19 protein-coding genes, 1 tRNA gene and 2 pseudogenes are annotated in these 23,466 nt (G+C 54.0%); 15 read left to right on the top strand and 7 right to left on the bottom strand.

The window, feature by feature from the left end:
• Positions 1–4 precede the first annotated feature (4 nt).
• The 3 genes and pseudogenes from ASC85_RS33975 to ASC85_RS24535 all read right to left on the bottom strand — a co-directional run bounded on the left by ASC85_RS33975 (position 5) and on the right by ASC85_RS24535 (position 4,128).
• Complete coding sequence (locus ASC85_RS33975; protein WP_414705996.1) at positions 5–793, bottom strand: methyl-accepting chemotaxis protein; 789 nt, start codon at positions 791–793, stop codon at positions 5–7.
• A gap of 111 nt (positions 794–904) precedes the next feature.
• Positions 905–1,927: pseudogene (locus ASC85_RS33970) on the bottom strand (PDC sensor domain-containing protein); the annotation flags it as partial.
• A 983-nt stretch (positions 1,928–2,910) separates the two neighbouring features.
• The gene (locus ASC85_RS24535) at positions 2,911–4,128 is read right to left on the bottom strand and encodes an MFS transporter (RefSeq protein WP_057451735.1); all 1,218 of its coding nucleotides are present in this window, start codon (positions 4,126–4,128) and stop codon (positions 2,911–2,913) included.
• 332 nt (positions 4,129–4,460) lie between these two features.
• Here ASC85_RS24535 and ASC85_RS24530 point away from each other — a divergent pair, with 332 nt between their 5' ends.
• From ASC85_RS24530 to ASC85_RS31655, 12 genes and pseudogenes are all read left to right on the top strand, one after another.
• On the top strand, positions 4,461–6,518 hold the full coding sequence (locus ASC85_RS24530) for a methyl-accepting chemotaxis protein (protein WP_057451734.1): 2,058 nt from the start codon (positions 4,461–4,463) through the stop codon (positions 6,516–6,518).
• Positions 6,519–6,621: 103 nt separating this feature from the next.
• Positions 6,622–6,698, top strand: a tRNA-Met gene (locus tag ASC85_RS24525).
• Between the two features lie 166 nt (positions 6,699–6,864).
• A complete protein-coding gene (locus ASC85_RS24520; RefSeq protein ID WP_057451733.1) occupies positions 6,865–8,106 on the top strand; it encodes a tyrosine-type recombinase/integrase in 1,242 nt (413 codons plus the stop codon).
• Between the two features lie 246 nt (positions 8,107–8,352).
• Positions 8,353–9,291: a hypothetical protein gene (locus tag ASC85_RS24515; protein ID WP_057451890.1), complete on the top strand. Its 939-nt coding sequence runs from the start codon at positions 8,353–8,355 to the stop codon at positions 9,289–9,291.
• An 85-nt stretch (positions 9,292–9,376) separates the two neighbouring features.
• Complete coding sequence (locus tag ASC85_RS31660) at positions 9,377–9,631, top strand: helix-turn-helix transcriptional regulator (RefSeq protein WP_082534483.1); 255 nt, start codon at positions 9,377–9,379, stop codon at positions 9,629–9,631.
• Positions 9,628–9,933: a hypothetical protein gene (locus tag ASC85_RS24510; RefSeq protein ID WP_057451732.1), complete on the top strand. Its 306-nt coding sequence runs from the start codon at positions 9,628–9,630 to the stop codon at positions 9,931–9,933. The genes ASC85_RS31660 and ASC85_RS24510 overlap by 4 nt, the downstream gene beginning before the upstream one ends.
• Before the next feature lie 534 nt (positions 9,934–10,467).
• Positions 10,468–10,758 (top strand): hypothetical protein, encoded by a 291-nt coding sequence (locus ASC85_RS24505; protein ID WP_057451731.1) that lies wholly within the window; start codon positions 10,468–10,470, stop codon positions 10,756–10,758.
• Positions 10,755–11,024 (top strand): DUF3077 domain-containing protein, encoded by a 270-nt coding sequence (locus ASC85_RS24500; protein ID WP_057451730.1) that lies wholly within the window; start codon positions 10,755–10,757, stop codon positions 11,022–11,024. The genes ASC85_RS24505 and ASC85_RS24500 overlap by 4 nt, the downstream gene beginning before the upstream one ends.
• Complete coding sequence (locus ASC85_RS24495) at positions 11,021–13,915, top strand: DUF927 domain-containing protein (RefSeq protein WP_057451729.1); 2,895 nt, start codon at positions 11,021–11,023, stop codon at positions 13,913–13,915. Before ASC85_RS24500 ends, ASC85_RS24495 begins: the two co-directional genes overlap by 4 nt.
• A 90-nt stretch (positions 13,916–14,005) precedes the next feature.
• Positions 14,006–14,848 carry a hypothetical protein gene (locus ASC85_RS24490; protein ID WP_057451728.1) on the top strand — a complete coding sequence of 281 codons (843 nt, stop codon included), beginning with the start codon at positions 14,006–14,008 and terminating at the stop codon, positions 14,846–14,848.
• 66 nt (positions 14,849–14,914) lie between these two features.
• Positions 14,915–15,103: a hypothetical protein gene (locus tag ASC85_RS24485; protein ID WP_057451727.1), complete on the top strand. Its 189-nt coding sequence runs from the start codon at positions 14,915–14,917 to the stop codon at positions 15,101–15,103.
• Positions 15,104–15,243: 140 nt separating this feature from the next.
• Positions 15,244–15,432 (top strand): annotated as a pseudogene (locus tag ASC85_RS31655) (tyrosine-type recombinase/integrase); the annotation flags it as partial.
• Here the strand turns inward: ASC85_RS31655 and ASC85_RS31650 are convergent.
• Positions 15,409–16,032, bottom strand: a complete 624-nt coding sequence (locus ASC85_RS31650; RefSeq protein WP_082534481.1) for an RloB family protein — start codon at positions 16,030–16,032, stop codon at positions 15,409–15,411. The pseudogene ASC85_RS31655 and the gene ASC85_RS31650 overlap by 24 nt on opposite strands.
• Complete coding sequence (locus ASC85_RS31645) at positions 16,032–17,279, bottom strand: AAA family ATPase (RefSeq protein ID WP_082534480.1); 1,248 nt, start codon at positions 17,277–17,279, stop codon at positions 16,032–16,034. Before ASC85_RS31645 ends, ASC85_RS31650 begins: the two co-directional genes overlap by 1 nt.
• Before the next feature lie 341 nt (positions 17,280–17,620).
• Here ASC85_RS31645 and ASC85_RS24480 point away from each other — a divergent pair, with 341 nt between their 5' ends.
• Positions 17,621–18,013: a hypothetical protein gene (locus tag ASC85_RS24480; protein WP_057451726.1), complete on the top strand. Its 393-nt coding sequence runs from the start codon at positions 17,621–17,623 to the stop codon at positions 18,011–18,013.
• Between the two features lie 564 nt (positions 18,014–18,577).
• Positions 18,578–19,216 carry a hypothetical protein gene (locus tag ASC85_RS24470; RefSeq protein ID WP_057451889.1) on the top strand — a complete coding sequence of 213 codons (639 nt, stop codon included), beginning with the start codon at positions 18,578–18,580 and terminating at the stop codon, positions 19,214–19,216.
• A gap of 589 nt (positions 19,217–19,805) precedes the next feature.
• On the opposite strand, the gene ASC85_RS31640 is transcribed toward ASC85_RS24470, so the two are convergent.
• A complete protein-coding gene (locus tag ASC85_RS31640) occupies positions 19,806–20,651 on the bottom strand; it encodes a DUF4435 domain-containing protein (RefSeq protein ID WP_082534479.1) in 846 nt (281 codons plus the stop codon).
• Positions 20,648–21,961 carry an AAA family ATPase gene (locus ASC85_RS24465; RefSeq protein WP_057451724.1) on the bottom strand — a complete coding sequence of 438 codons (1,314 nt, stop codon included), beginning with the start codon at positions 21,959–21,961 and terminating at the stop codon, positions 20,648–20,650. Before ASC85_RS24465 ends, ASC85_RS31640 begins: the two co-directional genes overlap by 4 nt.
• A gap of 997 nt (positions 21,962–22,958) precedes the next feature.
• Here ASC85_RS24465 and ASC85_RS24460 point away from each other — a divergent pair.
• Positions 22,959–23,180 carry a hypothetical protein gene (locus ASC85_RS24460; RefSeq protein WP_042956428.1) on the top strand — a complete coding sequence of 74 codons (222 nt, stop codon included), beginning with the start codon at positions 22,959–22,961 and terminating at the stop codon, positions 23,178–23,180.
• Positions 23,181–23,466: the final 286 nt, after the last annotated feature.

Below are 23,466 nucleotides of genomic sequence, written 5' to 3'. Positions count from 1 at the left end.
CCCATTAGCCTCTTTTGACTTTGAAGCGTCCCAACACCCGCTGCATCAGCGAGGCTCGCTCTGAAAGGTCCTTGGCCGCCACTGCACACTCTTGCGAGTTCGACTGGTTTTTCTGCGTCACTTCGTCGATCTGTTCAAGCCCGATACTGGCCTGCTGCAAACCCGAAGCCTGCTCGCTGGAGGCTTGGTAGATCAGCGAAACCAGATTGGAAACCGCGCTGGTTCCCGTGACGATGTTTTTCAGCGATTCAGCGGTTCGGCCGGCGATGATCATGCCGCGCTGGGTCTTGCTCGAGGAATCGGCGATCAGCGCGGCGGTCTGCTGGGCGGCCTCGGCACTGCGGGCGGCCAGGCTGCGTACTTCATCGGCCACCACCGCAAAACCGCGCCCAAGCTCACCGGCCCGGGCAGCTTCGATCGCCGCGTTCAAGGCCAGCAGGTTGGTTTGTGCGGCGATGTTGTCGATGGTGGTAATGATCGCCGTGATGTCCTTGCCCGAGTTGTCGATTTCGGCCATGGCGGCAATCAGTTCGCTCATCAATTTGTCGCTTTCCCCGGCATCGGCCCGCGAGGCCTGGGATTGCTCATCGGCTTTCTTGGCGTTGGCGGCATTGTCCCGGGTCTGGGCGGCCATCTGCGTCATCACCGCGCTGATTTCGGTGATGGACGAGGCGGAATTGGAGGCCCCGTCGGAGAGTGACTGACTCAAGTCGGTAACCTGCGCCGAGCTACCGGTGATCTGGGTGGCGCTGATCTGAACCTCGGAAATCAGCTGGTTCAGGTTGCTGACCATCTTCTCCAATGACTTGCCGAGTGTGTCATGGGGCGAAGACAAGCGGACCTCCAGGTCCAGGTCACCTTCGGAAATGCGCTCGGCCACCCGCACCTGTCGTTGCAGGCTTTCAGACATGTCGTTAAGGGCGACAGACAACTGCCCGACTTCATCTTCGGACTTCTGCACCAGGCGACGAGAGAAATCTCCCAGGCTGATAGTCGCGGCCAAGGCGGCGGCTTCGCGAATCGGCCCAACGATTTTTGCCGCGGCATACCACAGGGCAGCCAGGGCCAACAACGAAATGACCAACCCTACCGATACCTGCCAGATGCTGTTGTTGAGGCTGCGCGCCTGCAGCTCCTGCTCCAGGGCGATGGCCTGGCTCATGACCACGGCCTTGGGCAGGCGAATCAACACCGCCCAGGGCTTGCCCGTGCGACCGAGCGCAATGGGCATCAGCACTTCGATGTTCTGTGTTTGCGCATTGAGCAGGCCATCACTCCGACCGCCCTGGATATCACTGAGCACTTTTTCCCACGAGTCAGGCAACAAGGCCTTGATCGGCTGGCCAATCAGGTCGGTCCGCTGGCTGTCCGCGACCACCAAGCCCTGGTTGCTCAAGATCGAAACCGTGCCTTTGCCGCCATAGAGATCGGCAGACATCTGCTCGCTGAGTTTCTGGATAAATGCGATATCGAAGTCAGCCCCGACCACACCGTAGAACTTGCCGTTGGATACGATGGGCACCGACAAGGTGGTCAGCCAGACGTTTTTCCCCTGGACTACATAAGGAATGGGGTCAAGCACGCTTTCCTTAAGGGTGTCGCGCGGGCCGCTGTACCAGCCGCCCTTGGGCACACCGTTGGGATGACGGTCCGGGGAGTCATATTCGACCAATGGCTGCACCGCGACATGGCCATCGGCGCTGCGCGTCCAGTAAGGCGTGAAGCGCCCGGTCAGCGGGTTATTGCCATCCTCCGCATTGCGAAACGCCGGATCCTGCCCGTCCAACGCATTCGGTTCCCAGCAGGAATAGGTGCCGTTGAAGTCCGGGTTATCCTTGAGGACGCTGAGCAGTACGCTGTTGATCTGTTCACGGCCCAATACCAGGGGGCTTTGCGAGGCCTTGCTCGCGGCGAAGGCATTGGCCATGGTGCGGGCCGCATCCAGCGCATTCTGCAACTTGGCCTGGATGGCGTTGGCCCGGGACTCGGCCAGGTTCTGGATTTCCCGGATGGTTGATTTTTCAACCAGTGCGCTGACTTCGGTCGCGACATATTGCTCATTGGCCCGGGCGCTGAAGAGCCCGTAGACAATCAGGCTGATGGATGAAACAAACAGGCACACGCCTGCCGTGACACATATGCGTGCCTGCAATGACTTGAACTTCATATCATTCCCCGCCTGATTCTATTTATGGCCAACGTCAAAAGACGGCAGCATCTAACGTGCACACGACACGGCATAACAATCGATCACGGCTGCTACGCCCACAAGGCAAACACCTTGGACGAACTTGGCGATACAGCTCTTTAAAAAAACTTCAATATGGCAGGCGGGGGCGCAACCCCTGTCCGCCCGCAGCGCAGAAGAGGTCATCAAACCAAGAACCGAAGGCCTTATGTCCGGGACAATAAGGGCGATAGGTGGAAAGAACGTGAAAGCCTGCTTTTCCAGTCACCACAGGGGTCACCCTTGAATAATGCTGCAGATTCCCTTCTAACCATTAACCACAACAGCAAATTAACACGGCCAACCTTTATACAAACACCCACTTAAGGCTTATACAAACCAGTACTTTAGTCGCGACTGCAGTGTACTCATCAAGTAGCGATTCAAGACTCACTGTGTTTTAACTGGAGACTTAATTCACGTACCAGCCCATTGCTGCTGGCATGCCGGGACTTCGTTTCGGGGGCTGGATGCCTGAACACCCACAATCCCATGTGGGAGCGAGCTTGCTCGCGATAGCGGAGGGTCAGCTTGCAATGCTGTTGGATGCGCCGACGCCTTCGCGAGCAAGCTCGCTCCCACAGGTTTTTGGGTCGTACGCGGATGCTGTGAACACCCGCAACCCCATGTGGGAGCGAGCCTGCTCGCGAAGGCGTCGGCTCAGCTACATGGATCTTCTCGCCTCAAGCCTTTCGAGTCCTCGGCAAGAAAATCGCCAATACCCCGAACAGCGGCAGGAACGAGCACAACCAGTACACATACTCGATGCCACGGATGTCCGCCAGGTGCCCCAGCAGCGCGGCGCCAATCCCGCCGAAACCGAACATCAGCCCGAAGAATACGCCGGCGATCATCCCGACATTGCCCGGTACCAGTTCCTGGGCATACACCACGATGGCCGAGAACGCCGAGGCCAGGATGAAGCCGATGACCACGCTGAGGATGCTCGTCCAGAACAGGTCGACATGAGGCAGGATCAGGGTGAACGGTGCCACGCCGAGGATCGAGAACCAGATCACCGCCTTGCGCCCGATCCTGTCGCCAATCGGTCCGCCGAAGAAGGTTCCCGCCGCCACGGCTCCGAGAAACAGGAACAGGTGCAACTGCGAAGAGGCCACCGACAGGTCGAACTTCTCGATCAGGTAGAACGTGAAGTAGCTGGTGAAACTGGCCATGTAGAAATACTTGGAAAACACCAGCAGCCCCAGCACCACCAGCGCACTCAAGACCCGGCCCTTGGATAAACCATGTGTGGCCGCCTGGCCTTGCTTGAGCTTGAACAGGTTCAGATGGTTGGCGTACCAACGGCTGATGCGGTACAGCACGAACAGCGCAAACACGGCGAACAACCCGAACCAGGCCACATTGCCTTGCCCATAGGGAATGATGATCGCCGCCGCCAGCAACGGACCGAAGGCTGAGCCGGCGTTACCGCCTACCTGGAAGGTCGATTGCGCCAGCCCGTAACGGCCGCCCGAGGCCAATCGCGCCACCCGCGACGCTTCCGGGTGAAAGGTCGACGAGCCAATGCCGATCAATGCCGCCGCCAACAGGATCAAGGCAAAACTGCCGACCATGGACATCATCACAATGCCGATCAGCGTGCACACCGTTCCGGCCGGCAGCAGCCAGGGCTTGGGGTGCCGGTCAGTGTGATAGCCGACCCAAGGCTGCAACAAAGAGGCGGTCAACTGGAACGTCAGCGTGATCAAGCCAACCTGAGTGAACGTCAGGCCATAGCTGTCCTTGAGCATTGGATAAATCGAGGGCAGCACGGCCTGGATCAAGTCGTTGATCAGGTGCGCCAGGGCCACGGCGCCGATAATCCGCATGACCAATGGACTGCTTTGCGTAGTGGCGGCAACGGCTGGGATCTCGGCTTGGGTATTGCTGATAGCCATGGGAGTTTCCATACGACAGAGGGTGCACACGGGCAGGTGCGTCAATGTGCCATTTTTCGGTGCAGCAAGGCTATCCCCTTAGCTAGCTATCGAAGTCGAAAAATTGTCGAAATCCAAGGTGATAGCTCAACGCCATGGTCTGAATCTTGCCTTGTTAATGGCCTACAACGCGGCTCCTTACAAAGGGGACCGAGAATGGGAAGTTTCGCTACAGAGCTGGCCTACCGAGCCGATTTGGACAAACTTTCGAGGCCTTTTAAAAGAGCACCTGTTTCGGCACTTGTGTAGAAAACGCACAAAAATAGTGCAAGGGTGCTCAGGGGAGTATGGGCATGCAGGCTTTTTTATCACCAGGCATCAGGTTGTTGGGGCATTTCGGCTTCGCCCGCAAATTCCAATTGCTGTTCCTGCTTTTTATCCTGCCGCTCATGGGCAGCCTGTGGCTCATCGGCCAGGACTATCGCGACAAACTCAGCCTGATTTCCGGGGAACGCGCCGGGGTGCGCCAATTGCTGGCCCTGGATAACCTGGACAACCTGCTCACCGCCCAGCGCAACCGCGCCGCCCGCTGGCGTGCCACCGAAACCAATCGGCAGCCGACACCGGCGACGCTGGCCGCCATGGCGGCGTACGACGCAGTGCAACCGGCCCTCACCCAGGCCGCCAGTGACCTGGGCAACGCCCTGCAAACCGAAGGGGCCGAAGCCGATACCCTCGCCCGCTATCAAACCCTGCAAACCAGCCTCAACGGTCTGGATTCGAAAAGCCTGGGCAGCGTGGGCTGGTGGCCAGATGGTTACGACCGCTTCACCGCCGCCCTCAGCGCCCTGCAAGCCTTGCGCGAGCAGATGGTCATGGACAACCGCCTGACCCTCGCCTCCTGGCTGGAAACGTATTTGCTGACACAGATTTCCACTCAGCAGACACCGGACCTGATCGAACGGGTCGGTCGCCTGGCCAGCGTTGGACAGGCTTCCGTGGTATCAGGCCAGTTCACGTTGCAGAGTCGCCTGCAACTGCGGGACTTGCGCAGCCGTATCGGCGACGCCCGTGACCAGTTGGTCAAGACTGGAGCGCTGCTGGAAACCCGCCTGCCCAGCGATCTGCAAACCTGGGCCGGACAATACCAAGGCAGCCTCAAGCACTTGGATGCCGGCCTGAAAGTGTTGGATGATGGCGTGTTCGGCGGCTCCATCAATCTCAAGCCCGAAGACTTCGAGAAACACATGGACGCCCTCCTCGCCGACCTGGCGACCCTGCGGCAACAGTCGCTGGTGGCACTGGATACGCGGCTGGACCACTACCACGGTTCGGCGATTCGCCAGTTCACCCTGGTAGCTACGATACTGGGCTGCCTGCTGCTGGCGGCGCTGTATCTTTTTGTTTGCCTGCAATCGTCGATCCGGCGCAGCGCCAGCGGCATCACCCTGCTGGCCGAAGCCCTGCGCGACGGCAATCTCAGCCTGCAAGTGCCGGTGCAAGGGCGCGATGAACTGGCGGCCATCAGCACCGCCCTCAACGTCGCCGTGGTGCAGTTGCGCAACAGCCTGCTGGGGGTCGACCACGAAACGTTGCAGTTGAGCAACGCCGTACGCACCCTCAATACCCACTCCAGCGGCGCCCTGGGCGAAGTCGAAGCCCAGCAGATGCAGATCAGCCAGATCGCTGCCGCCGCAACACAACTGGCCGCCACCTCCCAGGGTGTGGCGAAGAGTTGTGAACAGGCCTCCGATAGTGCCCAGCAGACCCGCCGCATCGCCACCGACAGCAGCCACGACAGCCAACGCACCACGGCCAGCATCCAGCAGCTCAACCAGCGCCTCAACGAAACCGCCGCCGCACTGGGGCGGGTCAGCGAACAAGGGCAACAGATCCAACTGGTGGTCGATACCATTCGTGGCGTGGCCGAGCAGACCAATCTTTTGGCCCTCAATGCCGCCATCGAAGCCGCTCGCGCCGGGGAACAGGGCCGTGGTTTCGCGGTGGTGGCCGACGAGGTGCGCAGCCTGTCGCAACGCACCCAATCCTCCACGCAACAGATTGCCGCCACCGTCGACAGCCTGCGCGCCACGGTCAACGAAGCCGTCAGCTTGATGGAAGCCGCCTGCGGCCAGGCCCAGACCGACGCCCAAGCAGTCACCGGCCTTGGCGAACGGCTGGGAGAAATTGCCAGCGCGGTGCAAAGCGTCACCGATACCCTGGCGCAAATCGCCACCGCCGTGGATGAACAAGCCAGCACCGCCGACGAGGTCAGCGGCAATATCCAGCAGGTCGACCAGGCAGCGATGCGTTTGCTTGAAGGCGCAAGGGCCGTGAACCTGGCGGCGGATACCCTGAGCCAGGGAAGCCGGGCCCTGAGTGCCAACACAGGGAGATTTCAGCTCGGTTGATAGCGATTTGCAGCGAGGATTGTTAAGCGGTTGAAAGCGCAGAGAAATATTTCAGATTTACGCTTGACACATCTTCGTTACCGGCGAATAATGCGCGCCACTTGGCTACATAGCTCAGTTGGTTAGAGCATAGCATTCATAATGCTGGGGTCCGGGGTTCAAGTCCCTGTGTAGCCACCAAGTACCTGTTTACAGATGTCTCCATGAGTCTCTAAGCAACCTCAAGAAGCCCGCCTAGTGCGGGCTTTCTTGTTTCTGGCTGTTCACCTCTGTCTACCCCTATCCTTCCCCACCGTGTATGCCCACGTGTATGCTTCAGAACTAATTGAACTGGAGGCATACACGGATGAAGCGCGCCGATATCAAGCGACGTCCTCTCGCTGATACAACACTTTCCAGCCTGGAGCCTGAGGCCGGGGCATACCGCGAACTAGACAGTCCTGGGCTGTATTTCAGGGTCAAACCAAACGGCCAAAAATCTTGGGAATTACGCTACAAGAAACCGGACGGCAAATGGTCTTGGCTAGGTCTCGGCGGCTATCCAGAAGTAAGCGGCGCCTTCGCTCGACAGAAAGCGGCAGAGCTGCGAGCTGACGCCTCAGAGGGCAAGAACCCAATCATCTCCAAGAAGGCTCGTCAGGCGGCTGACATTGACGCAGCCAATGACACCTTCGAATCACTAGCCAGGGAATGGCATACGTCTCGCCTCAGCGGCTGGGATGCTGGGACTGCCAAAAGGATACTCGGCGCACTCGAACGCCACGTGTTCCCCTCGCTCGGTAAACGTCCCTATACCTCGATCATGTCTATGGAGTGGATGGAGCTATTGAGAGGACTTGAGCGCCAGGGGATTTTGGAACAGATGAGCCGCGTGAGGGCTTACTGCAAAGATATCTATGACCTGGCTCGCGTGACTGGCAGAGCCGTCAACAATCCCTTGGAGGGCGTGCATAAGTTTCTGTCATCAGGAAAGGCAGAGAACTACGCTCATGTTTCTCCTGACGAGCTACCTGGGTTACTTCGAGCTATACGCTCCTATCCGCACGCCAAAGATGTTCAGCTTGGCCTGCGGCTGTTGACCCTGATGGCAGTCCGTCCCAGCGAACTTCGCGAAGCTCATTGGGTGGAGTTCGACTTCGACAAGAAACTGTGGACAGTGCCTGTCGAACGAAAGGGACGTAAAAAAGGCCGCGAACATCTGGTGCCGCTATGCACTCAAGCCGTAGATGCCCTATTGGAGCTCCGGCAACTTACCGGTGCATACCCTCTCCTGTTTCCAGGTAGAAGCGACCGCACCAAACCCCGAAGCGACACCGTGTTTCTCATGGCACTCAGGCGTCTTGGTTACGAAGGCCGCCAGACCGGTCATGGCTTCCGCCACATCGCCAGCACCATCCTCAATGAGCATGGTTACCCCGCTGACCATATCGAGGCCCAACTCAGTCACAAGGCACAGGGAGTCCGAGGTATTTACAACAAAGCTCAGTACCTCGAGCAGCGCGTGAAAATGATGCAGTGGTATGCGGATCACCTTGATGCCCTAGAGGTAGGCAATGTTGTACAGGGCCAATTCGGAAAGGCTGTATGAGTACGAATACCCAGCCCACCTCTAAAACCGGTGTAACGCGTGTGACACGTGTAACGGACGACACCAACCAATTGAATTTATTGTGTTTTTTTCGAGTTACACCGCGACCATCTCAACGATACACCGAGTGTAACGACACCAAGTCGTGTAACGAAAATCCGCCTCGCTCAGCCCTGCGGGCGGTGCCGTTTTCATATGCGCATCGCTGCAACTGCCTCCCAGCTCCGGGGCGACGGGGTACCCAACATGCCCATTGAACGGAGCACTGGCATAGAGGAACTGGAAATTGCCGGGATCGAGGTAAAGTGCTTAATTCAGGACATGGACGACGTCGAACGAGCCATTCGCGAGCTGGCGCTCTATCGCCAGTTCAACGAGCATTTCCGACAAGCATTCGACCTTATCGACGACGCTACTTCATTCTGGCTTGAGGATGGCTCCTACGCACTGTGTGCTGAGCCAGTCACAACAACGGTCTTTGAACTACGTGACGTCATCGATGACCATGCCAGCATCGCGGGAGCAGCCTCGTTGCCAAATGTCATCCGACATCTCCCCGGCTTCAACCATCAAGCTACAGACTCGCAACTGGCAGCGACCTTTGCTCTCGTGCTTGGCACCGAAGCTGTAGAGGTAATCGGAAACTGGTTGTTCGAACTTGAACTTGCGACCTACGACATCGATGCAGAATTGCTAGAGCAGTTGAGAAATGACTCGCCCCGCCAGTATCTAGCCCTGGTCGAAAAAGAACGATTGCGTCGCAGTGGAACCGAAATCAAAGCGCGAGAGCGATTCGCTGAATTGCTGGGTGAAGCCAAACAGACCCTATCGATGGCAGTACTGTATAGGCAAGCGGAGAACATCGACGTATCCAAGACTGGCTTCAACACATCCAGCCTGATGCACCGAATGCTCGACGAGGCTTTCTCGGCAAAGGCATCAAAGCGGGGTCATGAAGCTGGTAAGGGAAACCGAGACCCTGAATCAAAAATACAATCGGACACGATGTACAGGCGCGCGAATATCAAGGCAGCAGCCGAAAAAATCATCAATGGCCGCTTGATTGAAAAGCGCAGTCTGAGCGATGCAGAGCTAACCAATCTGCTTTTCGACCAGAACGTTCATGGAACCAAAAAAACCATCAGAGACCACCTGACCATTCTGGGTCTAAGACCCCTCAAGTGAAAAAAAGGGGAGCGGACACTGTCCGTTCCCCCTCCCCTACGTAGCGTATGGCCTGTTGTCTCATTTCACTCAGGTTAGGCTCGCTATGAATACCGCATCAAAAACCATCGCTCCTCATGACCCAGCATCGACCCTCATTCGAATGCCCGAGGTCATTTCAATCGTAGGGCTCGCACGCCCAACCATCTACAAGCTCATGCGCCAACCGGACAGTGGATTCCCAATGCCGGTGAAGCTGAGTAACAGCAATGCCCGAAGCGCTCCGGTCGCATGGGTTTTGGCAGAAGTTCAAGCATGGACACGGGCACGCATCGCTGCCCGTGATCAGGTGGCCGCATGAGCCGCAAGATCGCCAACAAGGCTCTGATGCATCCTTTCTCTATTCTTCGCCAGATCGGCTTTTCGCCTCGCCTCATGCAGCGCCTGGAGCGCTACCGCAGCCAGCAGGACAAACAAGGTCGTGTGGTTAGCGTACTCAGCTGGGCCGACGGCACCTGGTGCGCGCTCTCCCTCCACTGCGAAAAGACCGGAACCGTGATTGTCGATGAGGGCCAGCAAGCGGAAGCCTATGAGGATGCCCGCTCGATGCTCCAAGGCGGCTTCCTGCCCCTGCTTTCCCTGCGCTTCGAACTTCATGCCTGAAACGAAAACGCCTCCGGGGGCGATCCGGAGGCGTTGAGGTAAATCTACATGCCCGAACAATTTATGCCACACCCGAAAAATCCGCAAGACACCCCCGTAGTTGCACTTTCGAAAAACGAGCGGTACTCTCTGGTCGTCGCTGCAAATTCAGCGAATGGGCTTGGCGGCCCAAACAGTACAAGGCGCAACAGCGCCCCCATTACGATTGCAGGCGCTTTTTTTGTGTCTGCATTCCCGTGTTATGGCGGGTTGCGTAGGAGCACCCTCGGGTGCGCCGGTCTCCTTGTACGCCGGTCCGCCAATCCTGCGCAATCCGTCACCCTAATCTGCTTGGCGGCAGACGGTGGCGGTTCCTCAGTACAAGGAGCCTTCACAAATGCAACACGCCCTCAATCCGTCCAAAATTCGCGCCGCTGCACACCGTGCAATGGCTCTCGCCGCTTTACACGCCAATTCCAGTCTCGCTACTCGTCTTGCCCGTTACAACGCCCATATGGTCAAAGCTCGCGCTCTCGAAGCCGCAGGCGGTGCCCAATGAACTCCTCCCTCAGCTTCGCCTTGCCCGAAGATCTGCTCTGCGTCAGCAAAGACATTGAGAAGGGCGTCCCTGTTGATGCAATCACCTGTGCGATCAACCGCGCAGAGTCCGTACTGATGTTGCTTGAGGACCATTTCGAAAGCGAAAGCGATAGACCACGCCTAGCCAATCATGTCCTGGCCGCTGTTATTTGGGATGTTCGGGGCACCTTGGGACTGATCAAAACCCTGACCCTGCACGGCGACACCACGTCTGTTCCGATGGATCAGAAAGGCGGTGCCGCATGAGCACTCACACCACACTAGGCCGAGCGTCGTTTTTCAATAAAACCTCAGGCCAGGGCGTGTTTCGAGTGAATGCAGGCATTCCTATTGAGGACGCGCTCGAAACGGTTTCGCTCCTCCAGCATTACGCCAATCAACTCTCCCTTGATGCCGCCATGAGCGATAAGGGCGAACGCTACAGCTGGTGCGCGCTGTACCTCGGCGAAATGGCAAAGGCCCTGATTGATGATGTGAACGATGCCATGTTTATGCCGGGGGCCGATACATGACCCAGCGCATGAACAAACCCACAAAACGCCCCAGCTTTGCCGACGTGAAAAGCACCGCACTCAAGGACATTGACCGCGTGTTATCTCACTGGCTCCCCAACGGCAAACGGGTCGATGGCGGCAAGGAATACACCGCCCCCAATCCGACCCGCACGGACAAACGTGCCGGGTCGCTCAAGGTCAACTTGAGCAAAGGCACATGGGCTGACTTTGCCACCGGCGACAAAGGCGGCGACCTGATCGACCTGGTGCGCTACCTAGACGGCGGCACAGACGTCGAGGCCTGCAACAAGCTGGCGGATCTGCTGCACGTATCGGCAGGCGCCGCGCAATCAAAGCCCACACCGAGCAAAAGCAAAGCACCGGAATGGAACGCCATCCAGCCGATCCCGGTCGAGGCCATGAACAAGTGCCCGGCCAAGCATCGGCAACACGGTGCGCCCTCCAAGGTATGGATCTATCGCGATGCCCAAGGCCAGACCCTCATGGCGCTTTATCGCTTCGACCTGGAGCCCGACGAAGACGGCAAGCCAAGGAAAGTCTTCGCACCGTTGACCTGGTGCCAACGCGCCGACGGCCAAACCACTCAATGGCGTTGGCAAGGTCTGCCCGATCCGCGCCCCCTTCTGCGCCTGGACGAACTATCGCAACGGCTCGATGCCCCGGTCGTACTGTGCGAGGGTGAGAAAGCCGCCGATGCCGCTGCCGAGCTGATGCCAAGCTACGTGGCGACCTGCTGGCCGAACGGTTCCAACTCTTGGCACAAGGCCGACCTGACACCGCTCAAAGGGCGGGTGGTCTTATTGTGGCCGGACAACGACTCCAGCGGTCAGAGTTGCATGGAGGCCGTTGCGGAAAAGCTGCGTGAAATCGGCGCCGCCTCAGTGCAAGTAATCGCCCTGGACATCTTCAAGCGCAAGCCCACACTGAAGAATGGCAAACCGACCTTTGCCAAAGGTGGGCAATGGGACGATGGCGATGATGCAGCCGACGCACTCGCCAAGGGCTGGACATCGGCCCACCTCACCGAGCTGGAGCGCACTGGCGAGCTGCTTGGCTCGGCACCCGCTCCCGCTCCGGCCGGAGAAGTCGAAACAAAGGTGCAGCCCAAAACCAAGCGACCAGCCAAATCAAAAAATGACCTGTTGCCCGGCGGTTTTCGCCTGACGTCAGAAGGCGTGTTTTACTCCGGCGACGACGGCGAAGCGCGGCCTGTGTGCTCGCCTCTAGAGATCCTCGCACGTACCCGTGACGACAAGGGGCACAACTGGGGCTTACTGGTCGAGTTCGACGACCCGGACGGCCAGAAAAAACGCTGGAACATTCCCGCCCGCACCATGACCGGGGACTTTGGCAAGGACGTACTCGGCCCGCTGGTGGACATGGGTCTGCGTCTGGCGGGCAGCCGCTCAGGACGCAACGCACGCAACGACCTACAAAGCTATTTGCAGGGTTTTGACAGTGCGCAGCGGGCTCGTTTGGTCACTCGGCTGGGCTGGCATGGGAGTGCCTTCCTGTTGCCCGAACGGCAGATCGGCTCGCATGACGAACATCTGCACTTCTATGAGGCTGGGGCACAACTCCCACCGATCAGCGAATCCGGCACACTGGACCAATGGCAAGAGCAAATCGGCGCATTGTGCGTTGGCAACCATCGTTTGGCATTCGTCGTCAGCGTGGCCTTTGCGGGACCGCTGTTGAATATGCTCGGTCACGAATCGGGCGGGTTTCACCTCTATGGCGACAGCTCCGGTGGCAAGACCACCCACCTGCAAGTGGCCGCCTCGATCTATGGCGGGCCGCGTGTAGTGCGTTCCTGGCGCTCGACAGACAACGCCCTGGAATCCATCGCCGCCGCGCACTCGGACGGGCTCCTGGTGCTCGATGAAATCGGTATGTGCGACCCGCGCATCATCGGCGAAACGGTGTACATGCTCGGCAATGGCACCGGCAAGGCTCGCGCCAATGATCGAGGACAAGCGGGCCGACAGGTGCAGGAGTGGCGCTTGCTGTTTCTCTCGACCGGCGAGAAGACGTTGGCGCAGCACATGGCCGAAGCCAATAAGGAACTGAAAGCCGGCATGGAAGTGCGCATGCTCGCCGTACCAGCGGATGCCAGCAAAGGCCTGGGCATGTTTGATGTGCTGAGTGGCTTCGATGATGCTGCGGCCCTCTCAGACGCGCTCAAGGCTCGGGTAGCCAAATACTACGGCACGCCACTCACCGCGTTCCTGGCGGCCCTTTGCGAGCCCGGCAAGATGCACGGATGGTCAACCATCCTCCGTCGGACTCTGGAAGGGTTCGTCGCCAAAGCTCTCCCCGCATCGGCTAGCGGGCAGGCGCATCGAGCCGCTGCACGCTTTGGGCTGGCCGCAGCAGCCGGAGAGCTGGCCACCGCGCTCGGTATCACTGGCTGGCCTGACGGCACCGCAACCACGGCGGCACGCGTGTGCCTGAGCGCGTGGCTGAATGAGCGTGGCGGCGCCGGAAACCTTGAAGGCGATGCGATTTTGGCCCGTCTCCGGCAGATCATCGAGCGCTTTGGGGAAAGCCGCTTCACCCGCTGGGAAACCGCCGCCGCGAAGATCGATGAGCACGGGCCACGCACCATCGACCGCCTGGGCTTTCGCAAAACGCTGGAGCACGGCATGGGCGACACCATGCACACCACCCACACCTACTACGTGCTGCCCGAGGCATGGCGATCCGAGATATTTCGGGGCATGAACATCAACGCCGTGAACAAGGAGCTGCTGCATCGGGGTGTGCTGGAACCTGGTAGCGACGGCAAGGCATCGAGTTTGGTCCGATTGCCCGGTTTAGGCCCGCAACGCTGCTACATCGTGAAGACGATTCCGGGAGCGGATGAGAGCGAGGCTCGGGCTGCCTAACGGCATCCCTCTGATTGAGGTAGCGCCGGCTGATTCCCGGCCTCGCCAGCCGCTCACCCCAACCCAATCGAATTACACAGAGACGAAACAATGAACGACATCCAAGAACTGAAAGACCGCCGTGAACAACTGACTTTCGAAGTACAACGCCTGCGAGCCGAACTCTTGCACTATGAGACCGCCCTAGCCAGCCCCGAATCTATCGAGCGAGGCCGGGAGCGAGACGTGCAGGATCAGTACGCTGAGCGGAAAAGAAAATGTGATTCGCTGGACTTTGAAATTGATCGGTTGAATCAAAAAATTGTTCGGCGCGAAAACGTCGCCAATCACGAAAACCTAATGGCGGGCTACCGCGATGCCATGGCGACCTGGAAAGCCGACGAGCACGAGCTCAACGAAAAGCGGCAGAGTGTCAGCACCCGCCTGAATGAAATCCGTCAGCAAGCCACAGACGAAATGGCGAAGGCACGGCAGGCTGAGACCGAAGCCGCAACCGCCTACGCTCAGGCTGTCGCGTGGGGCGACACTGAAGGCGAGAAGACAGCTAATGCTGACGCCCAAAAAGCCGCGAAAAACCTCGCGACTGTAGCCGAGCACAACCGTCGTCAACAGTTGATCATCAGCGCTCTGGAACAAGAGCTAACCACCATCGATCAGCACATCTCTGAAGCGCAGCAAGAACACCAAAAAATCGAGAACAAGGCGCTGCACCTTGCAAACACGGTGCTCGAAGAGAAGTGGAATGAGGCCGCTCAGGCATTGCTCAATGTGGGCGGGCAACTCTGTGCGGCGCGTCGAATGATCGACCGGGATCCCGTTGCGCTGCTCAAGCTCAACGTTCCAGAGCAAGGGGAAAATTTTAGCAGTTGGGCCTGGAATGATTTGTCGGAGCGCTCAGTGCGGTACAACGTGCACGACGTGCTGGCTTTGTAACGCACTGCCCCACCCGAAACAGCCCACGCGTGTGGGCTGTTTAAACAATGCCCAAGGATCAGCACTATGAACACTACCACGCAAAACAGCCCCAGTCGTACCGATACGCTGAAGGCAAGGAAAACCCATCTGAGCAGCCTGCTCAAGCTCATGGGCTCTCGCTGGGGTAAAAGCACAGCAATACAAAGCCTCACCGCCAATGCGATCAAAGCGGAACTGAGTCTCATCGATCAGCAATTGAAGCACCGAAGTTAGGGTGCGGTGGAGGACCTAGTCGGCTTCCGCTGCCCGCTCTATAGGTAGTTGGTTGAGCCGACAGGCTTAACTGTTCAGTCCCACCCACACATTGATTTAAAGGGCAGCTTTCGACCAAAAGCGGCCCCTCACGACCGGCTATTCTACGCCGCATTTTTGCCAGTCACTACATGATGAATGGCGGGGACACCCTTACGCTTCAACGAAACTTAGGGCATATAACTCTGGCTATGACTCAGAAATATGCCCACCTCAGTCCTGGGCATTGGACCGACTTGGTTAATTTAAACCCAATTAGTAAAATCTCAAATCTTAATCGGCTTGGATAGGGACTCTATATATGTGAGTAGTTCGTGAAACATAGTACTGGGGTTAAGCTCTTTATTTTGTTCAGCCTCAATAGATGCTCTTGTGGCATTTTTGTGAGCTCCTGCGCTGCGAGCATGCAACTCAGAAAACAAGCCAGTTATTGATCCCTTGGCATATTGCGACATCCCGTTTTCGTCCCGGAGATCGTCAACAACCTGATCTCCTGCGGATTTCCTCTTTGTACTTCGATAAGGTTTTCTAGTGTATTTAAAATGTAATAGTAGCCAGTACTCAAAGCAGGGATATGAGGCAATCACTTCTATCTCTGCAATTGGCTTGGCAATTCTTATGGCCTCGTCAAAATTTAGATGTTCATCCCGATCTATGGCGCAGAATATTTTTTCATATTTTTTTACATTAGAAACTGCTTCTTCAACGATTCCTTTTGGATCGGTTTTTCCACAGTGAATTATTTTCACGTCAACTTTTGCACGGAAGTGCAAGCACGCTTCATCAAGGTATGTTTTGCTGGATTTTTTATCTTCACAAATTATTAATACTTTTGGTTGAGGTTTGAATTTTGGTTTTCCCCGCTCGAATGATTTAGCGTCCCTCGCCATTACTTTTCCCTCAAGTAAGGAAGGCTGCGATACCTTCCTTCAAAATAGCGCTTTTCAATGTCTTCCCCCTCTCTACCGGCGAAGTCGTGGAGGGAACGCAGCTGGGTCGCACCATTAGCATCCCTTTCGGTCAGCCAGAATTGATCCCTTCTCAATAGTTTTGCATTCATTAAATGCGTGTTGTGAGTAGTGAATATAATTTGAGTGTGCTTTGTGGATGCAAGGTGTTGTTTTACCAAATTTGTAACTAATTCCGGGTGTAGACTGCTATCAAATTCGTCCACTAGTAGGATACGGGTATTTCCTGCCAATGTATCTTCTAAAAGGCTCCACGGTAGCCATAAGCCTATTAGGTTTTTGGTGCCACTAGACTCTTCGCTAAAATCGAAGTCAGCGTCACCAAGAGCGGTTGTATGGGTTAGAATTGTTTTGTAGTTTGGCTTTGCCGTGTATGATTTATTAGTTGGCTTTGACGCAACGGCCGCCGTTTCATTTTCTTCGAATTTTATATTTGTTACAGGAACGTCTACTTGTTGAAGAAAGGTTGCAATAGTTGATGTAAATGTTTTATGGCGATTTGCAAGGTTTTGGCTAGTTCTGGCCCAACCATCCCAATCATTTGAGTCAATTCCGCTGAGTTCCGTAAGCCAATTGAAAGGGTTTCTAAGTTGAGTCAGCGAGTCATTGCTGTTAGCTACGGCTTGAGCAAGAAAAAGAGTTTGAGGGCCAGTAAGATTTCTCCAAGCATTATGAAGCTCTTTTCCTCCTTCCAGATTCCCACTAAAGCTGTAGCTTTCAGTGTCGTTGGTCAGAGTTCTTTCATAAAGTGTGTCCTCTTTTCCACGAGGGTACGCTACTAGTTTTTCACTGTGGATTCTTTGAGCTGTTAAAGAGAAAGCATACTGATAGCGCAAGTCGTTTTGAATGAAATGAATTTCAAATGTACTTGGTTCTTCTGCCAATTTAGGATCAAAGCGGAACGGCGAAACAGGCAGAAGCCTTGGTGTGGCGATAGGTTCCATTCTTGCGAGAAAGGACGCGACACCCATTGCTTCCACTAGTGTTGATTTGCCAGATGCATTTGGGCCATATATTGCAGCAGCCTTTAGGAGAGGTGGAAGCTTTTCACCTGGTACGTTGGGATGGATTACGTTCTGCTTCTTGCTCAAACGTGAGGCTGCGACCATCGAGAGGGTCTGCTTTTCTCTTATGGATTTGAAATTAGAAACCGAGAACTCAATCAACATGCAATATGCTCGCACTTCAAGCGAAATAAGACGGTAAATATAGTTCAATTTGCAAGCTTGCTGCAATTTTTCTGCAGCTAGCCTGCTGAGTGGTGGGTGTAGGTGTGGACGTTTTTTTGGACGTTCCACTGATTTAGAGGAGTTGAAGGCGTAGAAAGTGAATATCTAGACACGCAAAAGCCGCGTAGTGCGCGGCTTTGAGTATGGTGGGCGCAGCAGAACTCGAACCTGCCACCAAGGATTTGAGTCGTCGCCTGATGCCCTGAAGCTAAAAAAATTTTGGCTAGGTACGCTTGAGGCTTTCCAGCGGGTGTGGCAGATCACAGGTAGGAGGAAACTAGGTGCACGAGCAAAGCGAATGGGAAGTCATGCTGAACGGCAATGCCCAGGAATTGAGGCAGCTCAGCGAATATGGCTTGGCCCTAGACTACTTCAGGATCTGGGGTGGGGTAGATCACTGGAACGACTGTCTCAACGATCACTTCAGCTTCAACTCTGTGTATCTCCAGCAGATTGCCGATCAGCAGACTGAGTGGCAAATATCGTATGAGCTTTTAAGCCTCTACAACGGCGCCTCAGAGCTTTTCGAGCGGGGTTACCAGAAGCTCACCATCCACGGGATCAACCTTCAGGATAGGCAAACCAACTATCAGGAGCGGATGCAAATTGTCGGGCTGCTGGGTCGACCCAACGTCCCTCCGAGAAAGGAGATGAAGAGCTCAGAAATGCACTGAGGACGTCTGCGAAGCTCGGCTTAACGATCTTGGCCACTGCACACGAGGACGTGTACATGATCTTGAAGTTCTTGGATCTTGATCGAGGATGGATCGGTTACTACAAACTCCTAGATATGATCGAGACATGGAAGAGGCGCAAAAAAATTAGGATGGAAAGAAGCAAAAGGCAGGAAAAGCGGTTTACGAACACTGCCAATAACTATGACCTTTCTGGTTTTGACGCCCGTCATGGATTTCAGGAGCGGCTCCAAGCAAACAAGCTCGAGGTAATGTCCCTGGATGATGGGCATGCGTTCATAGCATGCACACCTGTATCCGAGGATCGCTTCGCGTCTCGCACCCAAATCAGGAGCCGTATGCGGTAGTTCTGCACATACAGATCTGTGCGGGGGCGGCAGGTAACTGCCATTCCTACCGCGATCCTATGACAGGCCGGTAGGGGTCGTTTTCAGTCGGTCGCGACAGGCAGAAAACGACCACAAGCAGACGTTCAAATAGTGTACGACTCACTCCAAGAGTGTATTGATGTCGGAAGAAAACACAAAAAACAGGGGGAAACTCATGGACAAGAACGATTCACCACGTGGTGCAGAACTCGCGAAAGTAATACGTTCCGGCTTTATAGGAGACGCAGCCAAGGAATATGTCGAGCTCGGGATAGATGCCTTGCTCGCCTCTGATGCTGCCAAATCAATCCCGGTCGTCAGCAGCATAGCGGGTATCTTCAGCGCGACACTGTCTATCAGGGATCACGTTTTTGGCGGCAAGCTTCTTCGTTTTCTTAGCCAGCTTTCCGAGATTTCAGAAAGCAAGCGAAACGAGATGCTGCGCAAACTTGGAGAAAACGACAAATTCGCTGGGAGAGTAGGAGAGGCGATAATCGAAATCCTGGAAAGGATGGAGAGCGCGAAAAAGCCGGAGCTGGCAGCAAAATGTTTTGCGGCTTATGCCAGTGAAGACATTTCGTTTGAAGAGCTTAGCCGCATCTTATTTGCTCTTGAGCGCATTCCGTCCTTTGACATCGACAAAATAGGAAAATTTTCCAGGGCGAAAATCGAAGATGCTGTCGAAATGGATGAGTCTGTTCTACTTGCATTTGTGAACGCCGGTCTAGGAATGAACAATGGCGGCTTTGATGGTGGTGCCATTCTCCCGACCAAACTCTGCCAGCTTTTTCTGAAGGCCGGCTTGGTGGCATAGTCGCGTAGCCGAAGGCAGTCGCTTATGAGTTACCGCTTTCGGCCGATTGTGTTGAAAAGTCGGTCCTTCCAGACTACCCGCGCACTGACTGCTGAAAACGCCTTTTTTGCGCGCAGCTACGCGAAATCTGAGCCCGCATTCTTTTGCTCAAAGTAAAGATTTCAATCTTAAGCGCATACTTTTCTGCCGTGGAAACTATGGCCGACTTTTTCAACAGAATCGGCCAATAACTGCCATTCACGAATGATCGTTTTCGGACCTTCTGCTGGTGACAAAAAGCAGAAAAAGACCAGTGGCAGGGTGCCCGCGTATGGACGACCCAAGGTGCAGTCATAAGGCTTACCAGGAAGCGCCGGGGGATGTTTGACTTGTCCGAGGGCAGCGCCAGCTATACGACTATCGTCCAGAGAATCCACCGTCGAAGCATACTATTTTCGACCGGAAGAGTATGGAGACTTGTCCACTACCAGGACTTGTCTCCAAATTTTAATCAGCGTCACAAATTATCGAGGTATGTGGCTCTTCACTTCTTTTTTTTGTAGAATTTCCGCTGGCATGGTAGTTAAGTGCAGAAACTGATTGAAACCCATCAATTAATAGCTTCCCTGTAAGGATATGGTAAATTTCTTTGTGCATGCCAGAGCATTGACTGCTGATGGATTGCGGTGGCTTGATATTGCTGCGAAGTTAGAGACTGACGTAAAACCGGCTCTATTAAAGAGGCGTGCGCTTTAAAAGGCCCAAGAACTGAAATCAAACCGCCACATAATATATCTATAGCGTCATGCCCTCTGACATAATGCCAAGGATCAGTTTCAGGCAGATTAGAAATCTCTCTCTCTAGTTCAACAATGCTTGATGACACACCTAGCTGCACAGCCTTCTCGTACAATCTATCTTTATCATAAGACCAATCACCTTTAAAAAACTGAACTGGCTTTAGTGATTTCAAACACACTCGATTACCTCTACTATTTACAGCTCGTACCTTACCAAAAACTAGCGCCCTAGATAAAATCGCTTCAATAACTGGCCCCTCTCGCCTTTCAAACTGCGCTATCGCGTTACTATTTCCAAATTCAGTCAAGACGCAACTTACGCAATTAGCTCTAAGTAAAATCCCTTCCAGATCTCTAGGCTCAGTTGAGACAACATTAGAAGGGGCTTCATAGCCATTCAACCAGTCATAATCATTATCAACCACCCCTAGAACTGACAAAGACTTAAGGTGGTTGCTAGCAGCGATTCTCTTGATGGTTTCGATGACCTTGTATTTACCCATCGAGTCAATAAGTATTATCTCATCAATTAGTCTCGGCTTGAAAAATTTTATATCTGTAACTCCCTCCAACAGCCAAAAAATAGCATTTGGGTCAGCAGCCAAAGTCATCTGGATTTCTGAAATTATATCTCCCACATCTCTAGCTACGATCATTCCCCATGAACTCCATCATCAAGACTTACCATCATGTCGTATTTCTCTCCTACTATGAACGGAGAGTGAGTGGCCACAACGGATTCAAAGCCTACGATATCAGATATATACAAAAGATCTTCAATAAAGCTTTTTTGCCATCCGACATGCAGGGAAATCTCGGGCTCGTCGATCAATAACAATGTATTCGAAGGAGTTTTAAATAAAAGTTCATAAGTGATAACCAGCTCGTGCTGCTCGCCGGAGGATAGGGCATCCATTGGAATGGTATCGCCGAAAAAATCAATTATCGAAAGCCCGGCCTCCTTATTCAATTCTAATCTTTTATGCCTAAATTTTGTGTTTATGAGTTTTAGTAACGCAGTGCAACGAATGGCTAATTCATTGAACGCATCCAGTTTTGTTTCACTATCTTGCACAAACAGACTAATCGCTTCAAGCTTTGGATGTGATAGGGATTCAACATCGGAAGGAAAGGTCTGCCCCCCGTGAGTCGCTAACAGTCCAATTTTACTTAGTTGCACCTGACGTTTTTCAAGCTTCAACAATCGTTCCTTGACAATATCAGGACCGTAGAAGCTATTGGAGTTCAAGATCAACCTGTGGGGAAAAGTCTGATCCAACTCCTGAGCTCTTCTAGCATACTCTACGTTAACCATTTTGATTTGCTTTAACATATCTGCCGCGCATTCCAGCACGGTAAAGTCTGCCGATTGTTCTTTTGATCGCTGATTAAGACGATGAGTGTCAATCAGCTTAACATTAAGTCCTTTCCTGATCTTTTCAAAAAAAGGAGAATAGGTTTTCTTTCTCTTACCCTTCCCGGGAAAATAATCCTGCACCACTTCCATCGCATCGACGTATTTGCCTGTTCTAGTGTCGCGCCATAATCCGTGCTGAACTTTTACCATCCATGACTGTGAGGTCGTAATTGTTTCAGCAAAATTTGCCATTTCCGGATCGATAGCAAAAACAGTCTCTATGTGGGTGTTGGGATCTTTAAAAAAAGAAATCTCTAGAGCTCCATTAAGCATGTCATTTTTAACTGAATTTTTTTCGACTCTGGCAGCTCTGGATATAGATATCTTGGCACCATCACTAAGACCGATATTTATTGTTCTAAATGGGATCCTTGATAAGGCCTCGATATTCCATTCAAACAAATAATCCAAGCATTTTAAAACAGCCGTCTTTCCTACACCATTGGCACCATGAATTATCGTAAGACCTTCGTCTTTTAAATTTATTCGATGGTTATACAAACCATAAAGCCTCGAAATAAAAATCTCTCGAATCCGCGTGTTTTGCATATGACACCCTCCCTGTCGAAAATTCATACCCTCACACTACATGAATCGCCTCTGATTTCGTAGATGCCTCAAAGCCTCAATAGACGTCGATTAAAGTCCGCTTTTGGCCGGCAAGCGGGCTAATCGCTGATAGCTTGCTGACGCCTAGCAAAGTGCTCATACCTAACTGCCAATCGTTGCTGATGGGCAAGCGAGAGTTCGACAAGAGCTTCTTTCCTGTTTTTATGGGTCTACTTCAGACCTCTGAAGCGTTACACCAGTTGGCTTAGTAACACTCCTAAAAAGCTCATGCTCAAACACAGTGTTACGCCCACAATATTCAATAAATACAATCAGTTATCGACGATTGTTACACCAGTAACGTTCGTAACACTGCTTTTCAGAAGGATACGTATTCCCCGCTCCCCGGAAGCATCAATGCCACCAGCGAACGTCAGGAGCAGTTCCATATTTTGCCGGGGCCCCTGAGGTTTCTTTAAGACACGGGGTCGGAAACCCGCGTGATCGTATTAGCAAAAAAGTGCACAGCTTAGTGAACAGGTGAACCTGGTGAACTGATGTTCACCTGTGCATTTGCCCTCTCGCTGGGTAGCTCGACGGGGACCCTGGGCATTTCGAATGGGTACGGGGCAAAGAACCCGCAGCATCTTGTTAGCGACTGAGTTTTCTACGTCGGTTGACAGGTTGACGTGGTTGACACCACCTCGAAGGTTGACCGGACGCAACCGTTCGCTATCAACAACACAATGGCTCACCTTTACCGTTGCGGTAACGATGCCCTTTTTTCTTCAATATCCTTTCAATTTCAACGTCGAAATTTCAGTAAGCTCGGGCAACTGTCACTACCAAGATCTCGCGGGTTTCCGACCCCGTGTGCAGCGAAATCTCCCAGGGTCCCCGGCGCAATTTTGCCCACCTGGTAAACAGGGCTACTGATATGCAATGCCACTGGCTCGATGTAGATTGGCTATATGGTCAACACGGGAGGGAGAACAGCATGGAAGACCCATCTCTGCTTGCGTCTGTGCTCAAACGAATGAATGAAAACCAGCTTGCCCTGGGAGCAGCTATCGAGGAGCTCTCAAACTGGGTTGAGCAACGAGGATCTACAGAAGTCGCGCAGAACATCAGGGGGGCACTGGAAACGCTGGATAGAAACTCAGGATTTCTCACCCTGGCCCTCGCCTCCCTGGCGGCAGAAGGACGGGCCAAAGAATAACTATCTTGGCATCGGCCCTGCTTGATCGAGGTACGCCATGTCTGGCGGCGCTTTGACAGGCGGAGGGTACATGGGAAAACAGTAGCCAGAAAAAGGCAGCGTGTATGCCCACATGTATGCCTAACCGAACGCTACGACAATAAACCCTTTAGATACAGTAGTTTGAGCATCCAGTTCAAATGACTGTGTACCACCAAGTACTAAAAACGGCTTATCGAAAGATAGGCCGTTTTTTTATGCCTAGAGAAAAGTGCCTGTCCTCTCAGGATTTGGTTGCCCCTCACCT

The sequence above is a fragment of the Pseudomonas sp. Root401 genome (assembly GCF_001425105.1).
Taxonomy (GTDB): Bacteria; Pseudomonadota; Gammaproteobacteria; order Pseudomonadales; family Pseudomonadaceae; genus Aquipseudomonas; species Aquipseudomonas brassicacearum.
This window is presented reverse-complemented; position numbering and strand designations above follow the sequence as displayed.

Coding starts and splice junctions, on each gene's coding strand:
- ASC85_RS33975 (WP_414705996.1), bottom strand. CDS start 793: ATGGTCAGCAACCTGAACCAGCTGATTTCCGAGGTTCAGATCAGCGCC.
- ASC85_RS24535 (WP_057451735.1), bottom strand. CDS start 4,128: ATGGCTATCAGCAATACCCAAGCCGAGATCCCAGCCGTTGCCGCCACT.
- ASC85_RS24530 (WP_057451734.1), top strand. CDS start 4,461: ATGCAGGCTTTTTTATCACCAGGCATCAGGTTGTTGGGGCATTTCGGC.
- ASC85_RS24520 (WP_057451733.1), top strand. CDS start 6,865: ATGAAGCGCGCCGATATCAAGCGACGTCCTCTCGCTGATACAACACTT.
- ASC85_RS24515 (WP_057451890.1), top strand. CDS start 8,353: ATGCCCATTGAACGGAGCACTGGCATAGAGGAACTGGAAATTGCCGGG.
- ASC85_RS31660 (WP_082534483.1), top strand. CDS start 9,377: ATGAATACCGCATCAAAAACCATCGCTCCTCATGACCCAGCATCGACC.
- ASC85_RS24510 (WP_057451732.1), top strand. CDS start 9,628: ATGAGCCGCAAGATCGCCAACAAGGCTCTGATGCATCCTTTCTCTATT.
- ASC85_RS24505 (WP_057451731.1), top strand. CDS start 10,468: ATGAACTCCTCCCTCAGCTTCGCCTTGCCCGAAGATCTGCTCTGCGTC.
- ASC85_RS24500 (WP_057451730.1), top strand. CDS start 10,755: ATGAGCACTCACACCACACTAGGCCGAGCGTCGTTTTTCAATAAAACC.
- ASC85_RS24495 (WP_057451729.1), top strand. CDS start 11,021: ATGACCCAGCGCATGAACAAACCCACAAAACGCCCCAGCTTTGCCGAC.
- ASC85_RS24490 (WP_057451728.1), top strand. CDS start 14,006: ATGAACGACATCCAAGAACTGAAAGACCGCCGTGAACAACTGACTTTC.
- ASC85_RS24485 (WP_057451727.1), top strand. CDS start 14,915: ATGAACACTACCACGCAAAACAGCCCCAGTCGTACCGATACGCTGAAG.
- ASC85_RS31650 (WP_082534481.1), bottom strand. CDS start 16,032: ATGGCGAGGGACGCTAAATCATTCGAGCGGGGAAAACCAAAATTCAAA.
- ASC85_RS31645 (WP_082534480.1), bottom strand. CDS start 17,279: ATGTTGATTGAGTTCTCGGTTTCTAATTTCAAATCCATAAGAGAAAAG.
- ASC85_RS24470 (WP_057451889.1), top strand. CDS start 18,578: ATGGACAAGAACGATTCACCACGTGGTGCAGAACTCGCGAAAGTAATA.
- ASC85_RS31640 (WP_082534479.1), bottom strand. CDS start 20,651: ATGATCGTAGCTAGAGATGTGGGAGATATAATTTCAGAAATCCAGATG.
- ASC85_RS24465 (WP_057451724.1), bottom strand. CDS start 21,961: ATGCAAAACACGCGGATTCGAGAGATTTTTATTTCGAGGCTTTATGGT.
- ASC85_RS24460 (WP_042956428.1), top strand. CDS start 22,959: ATGGAAGACCCATCTCTGCTTGCGTCTGTGCTCAAACGAATGAATGAA.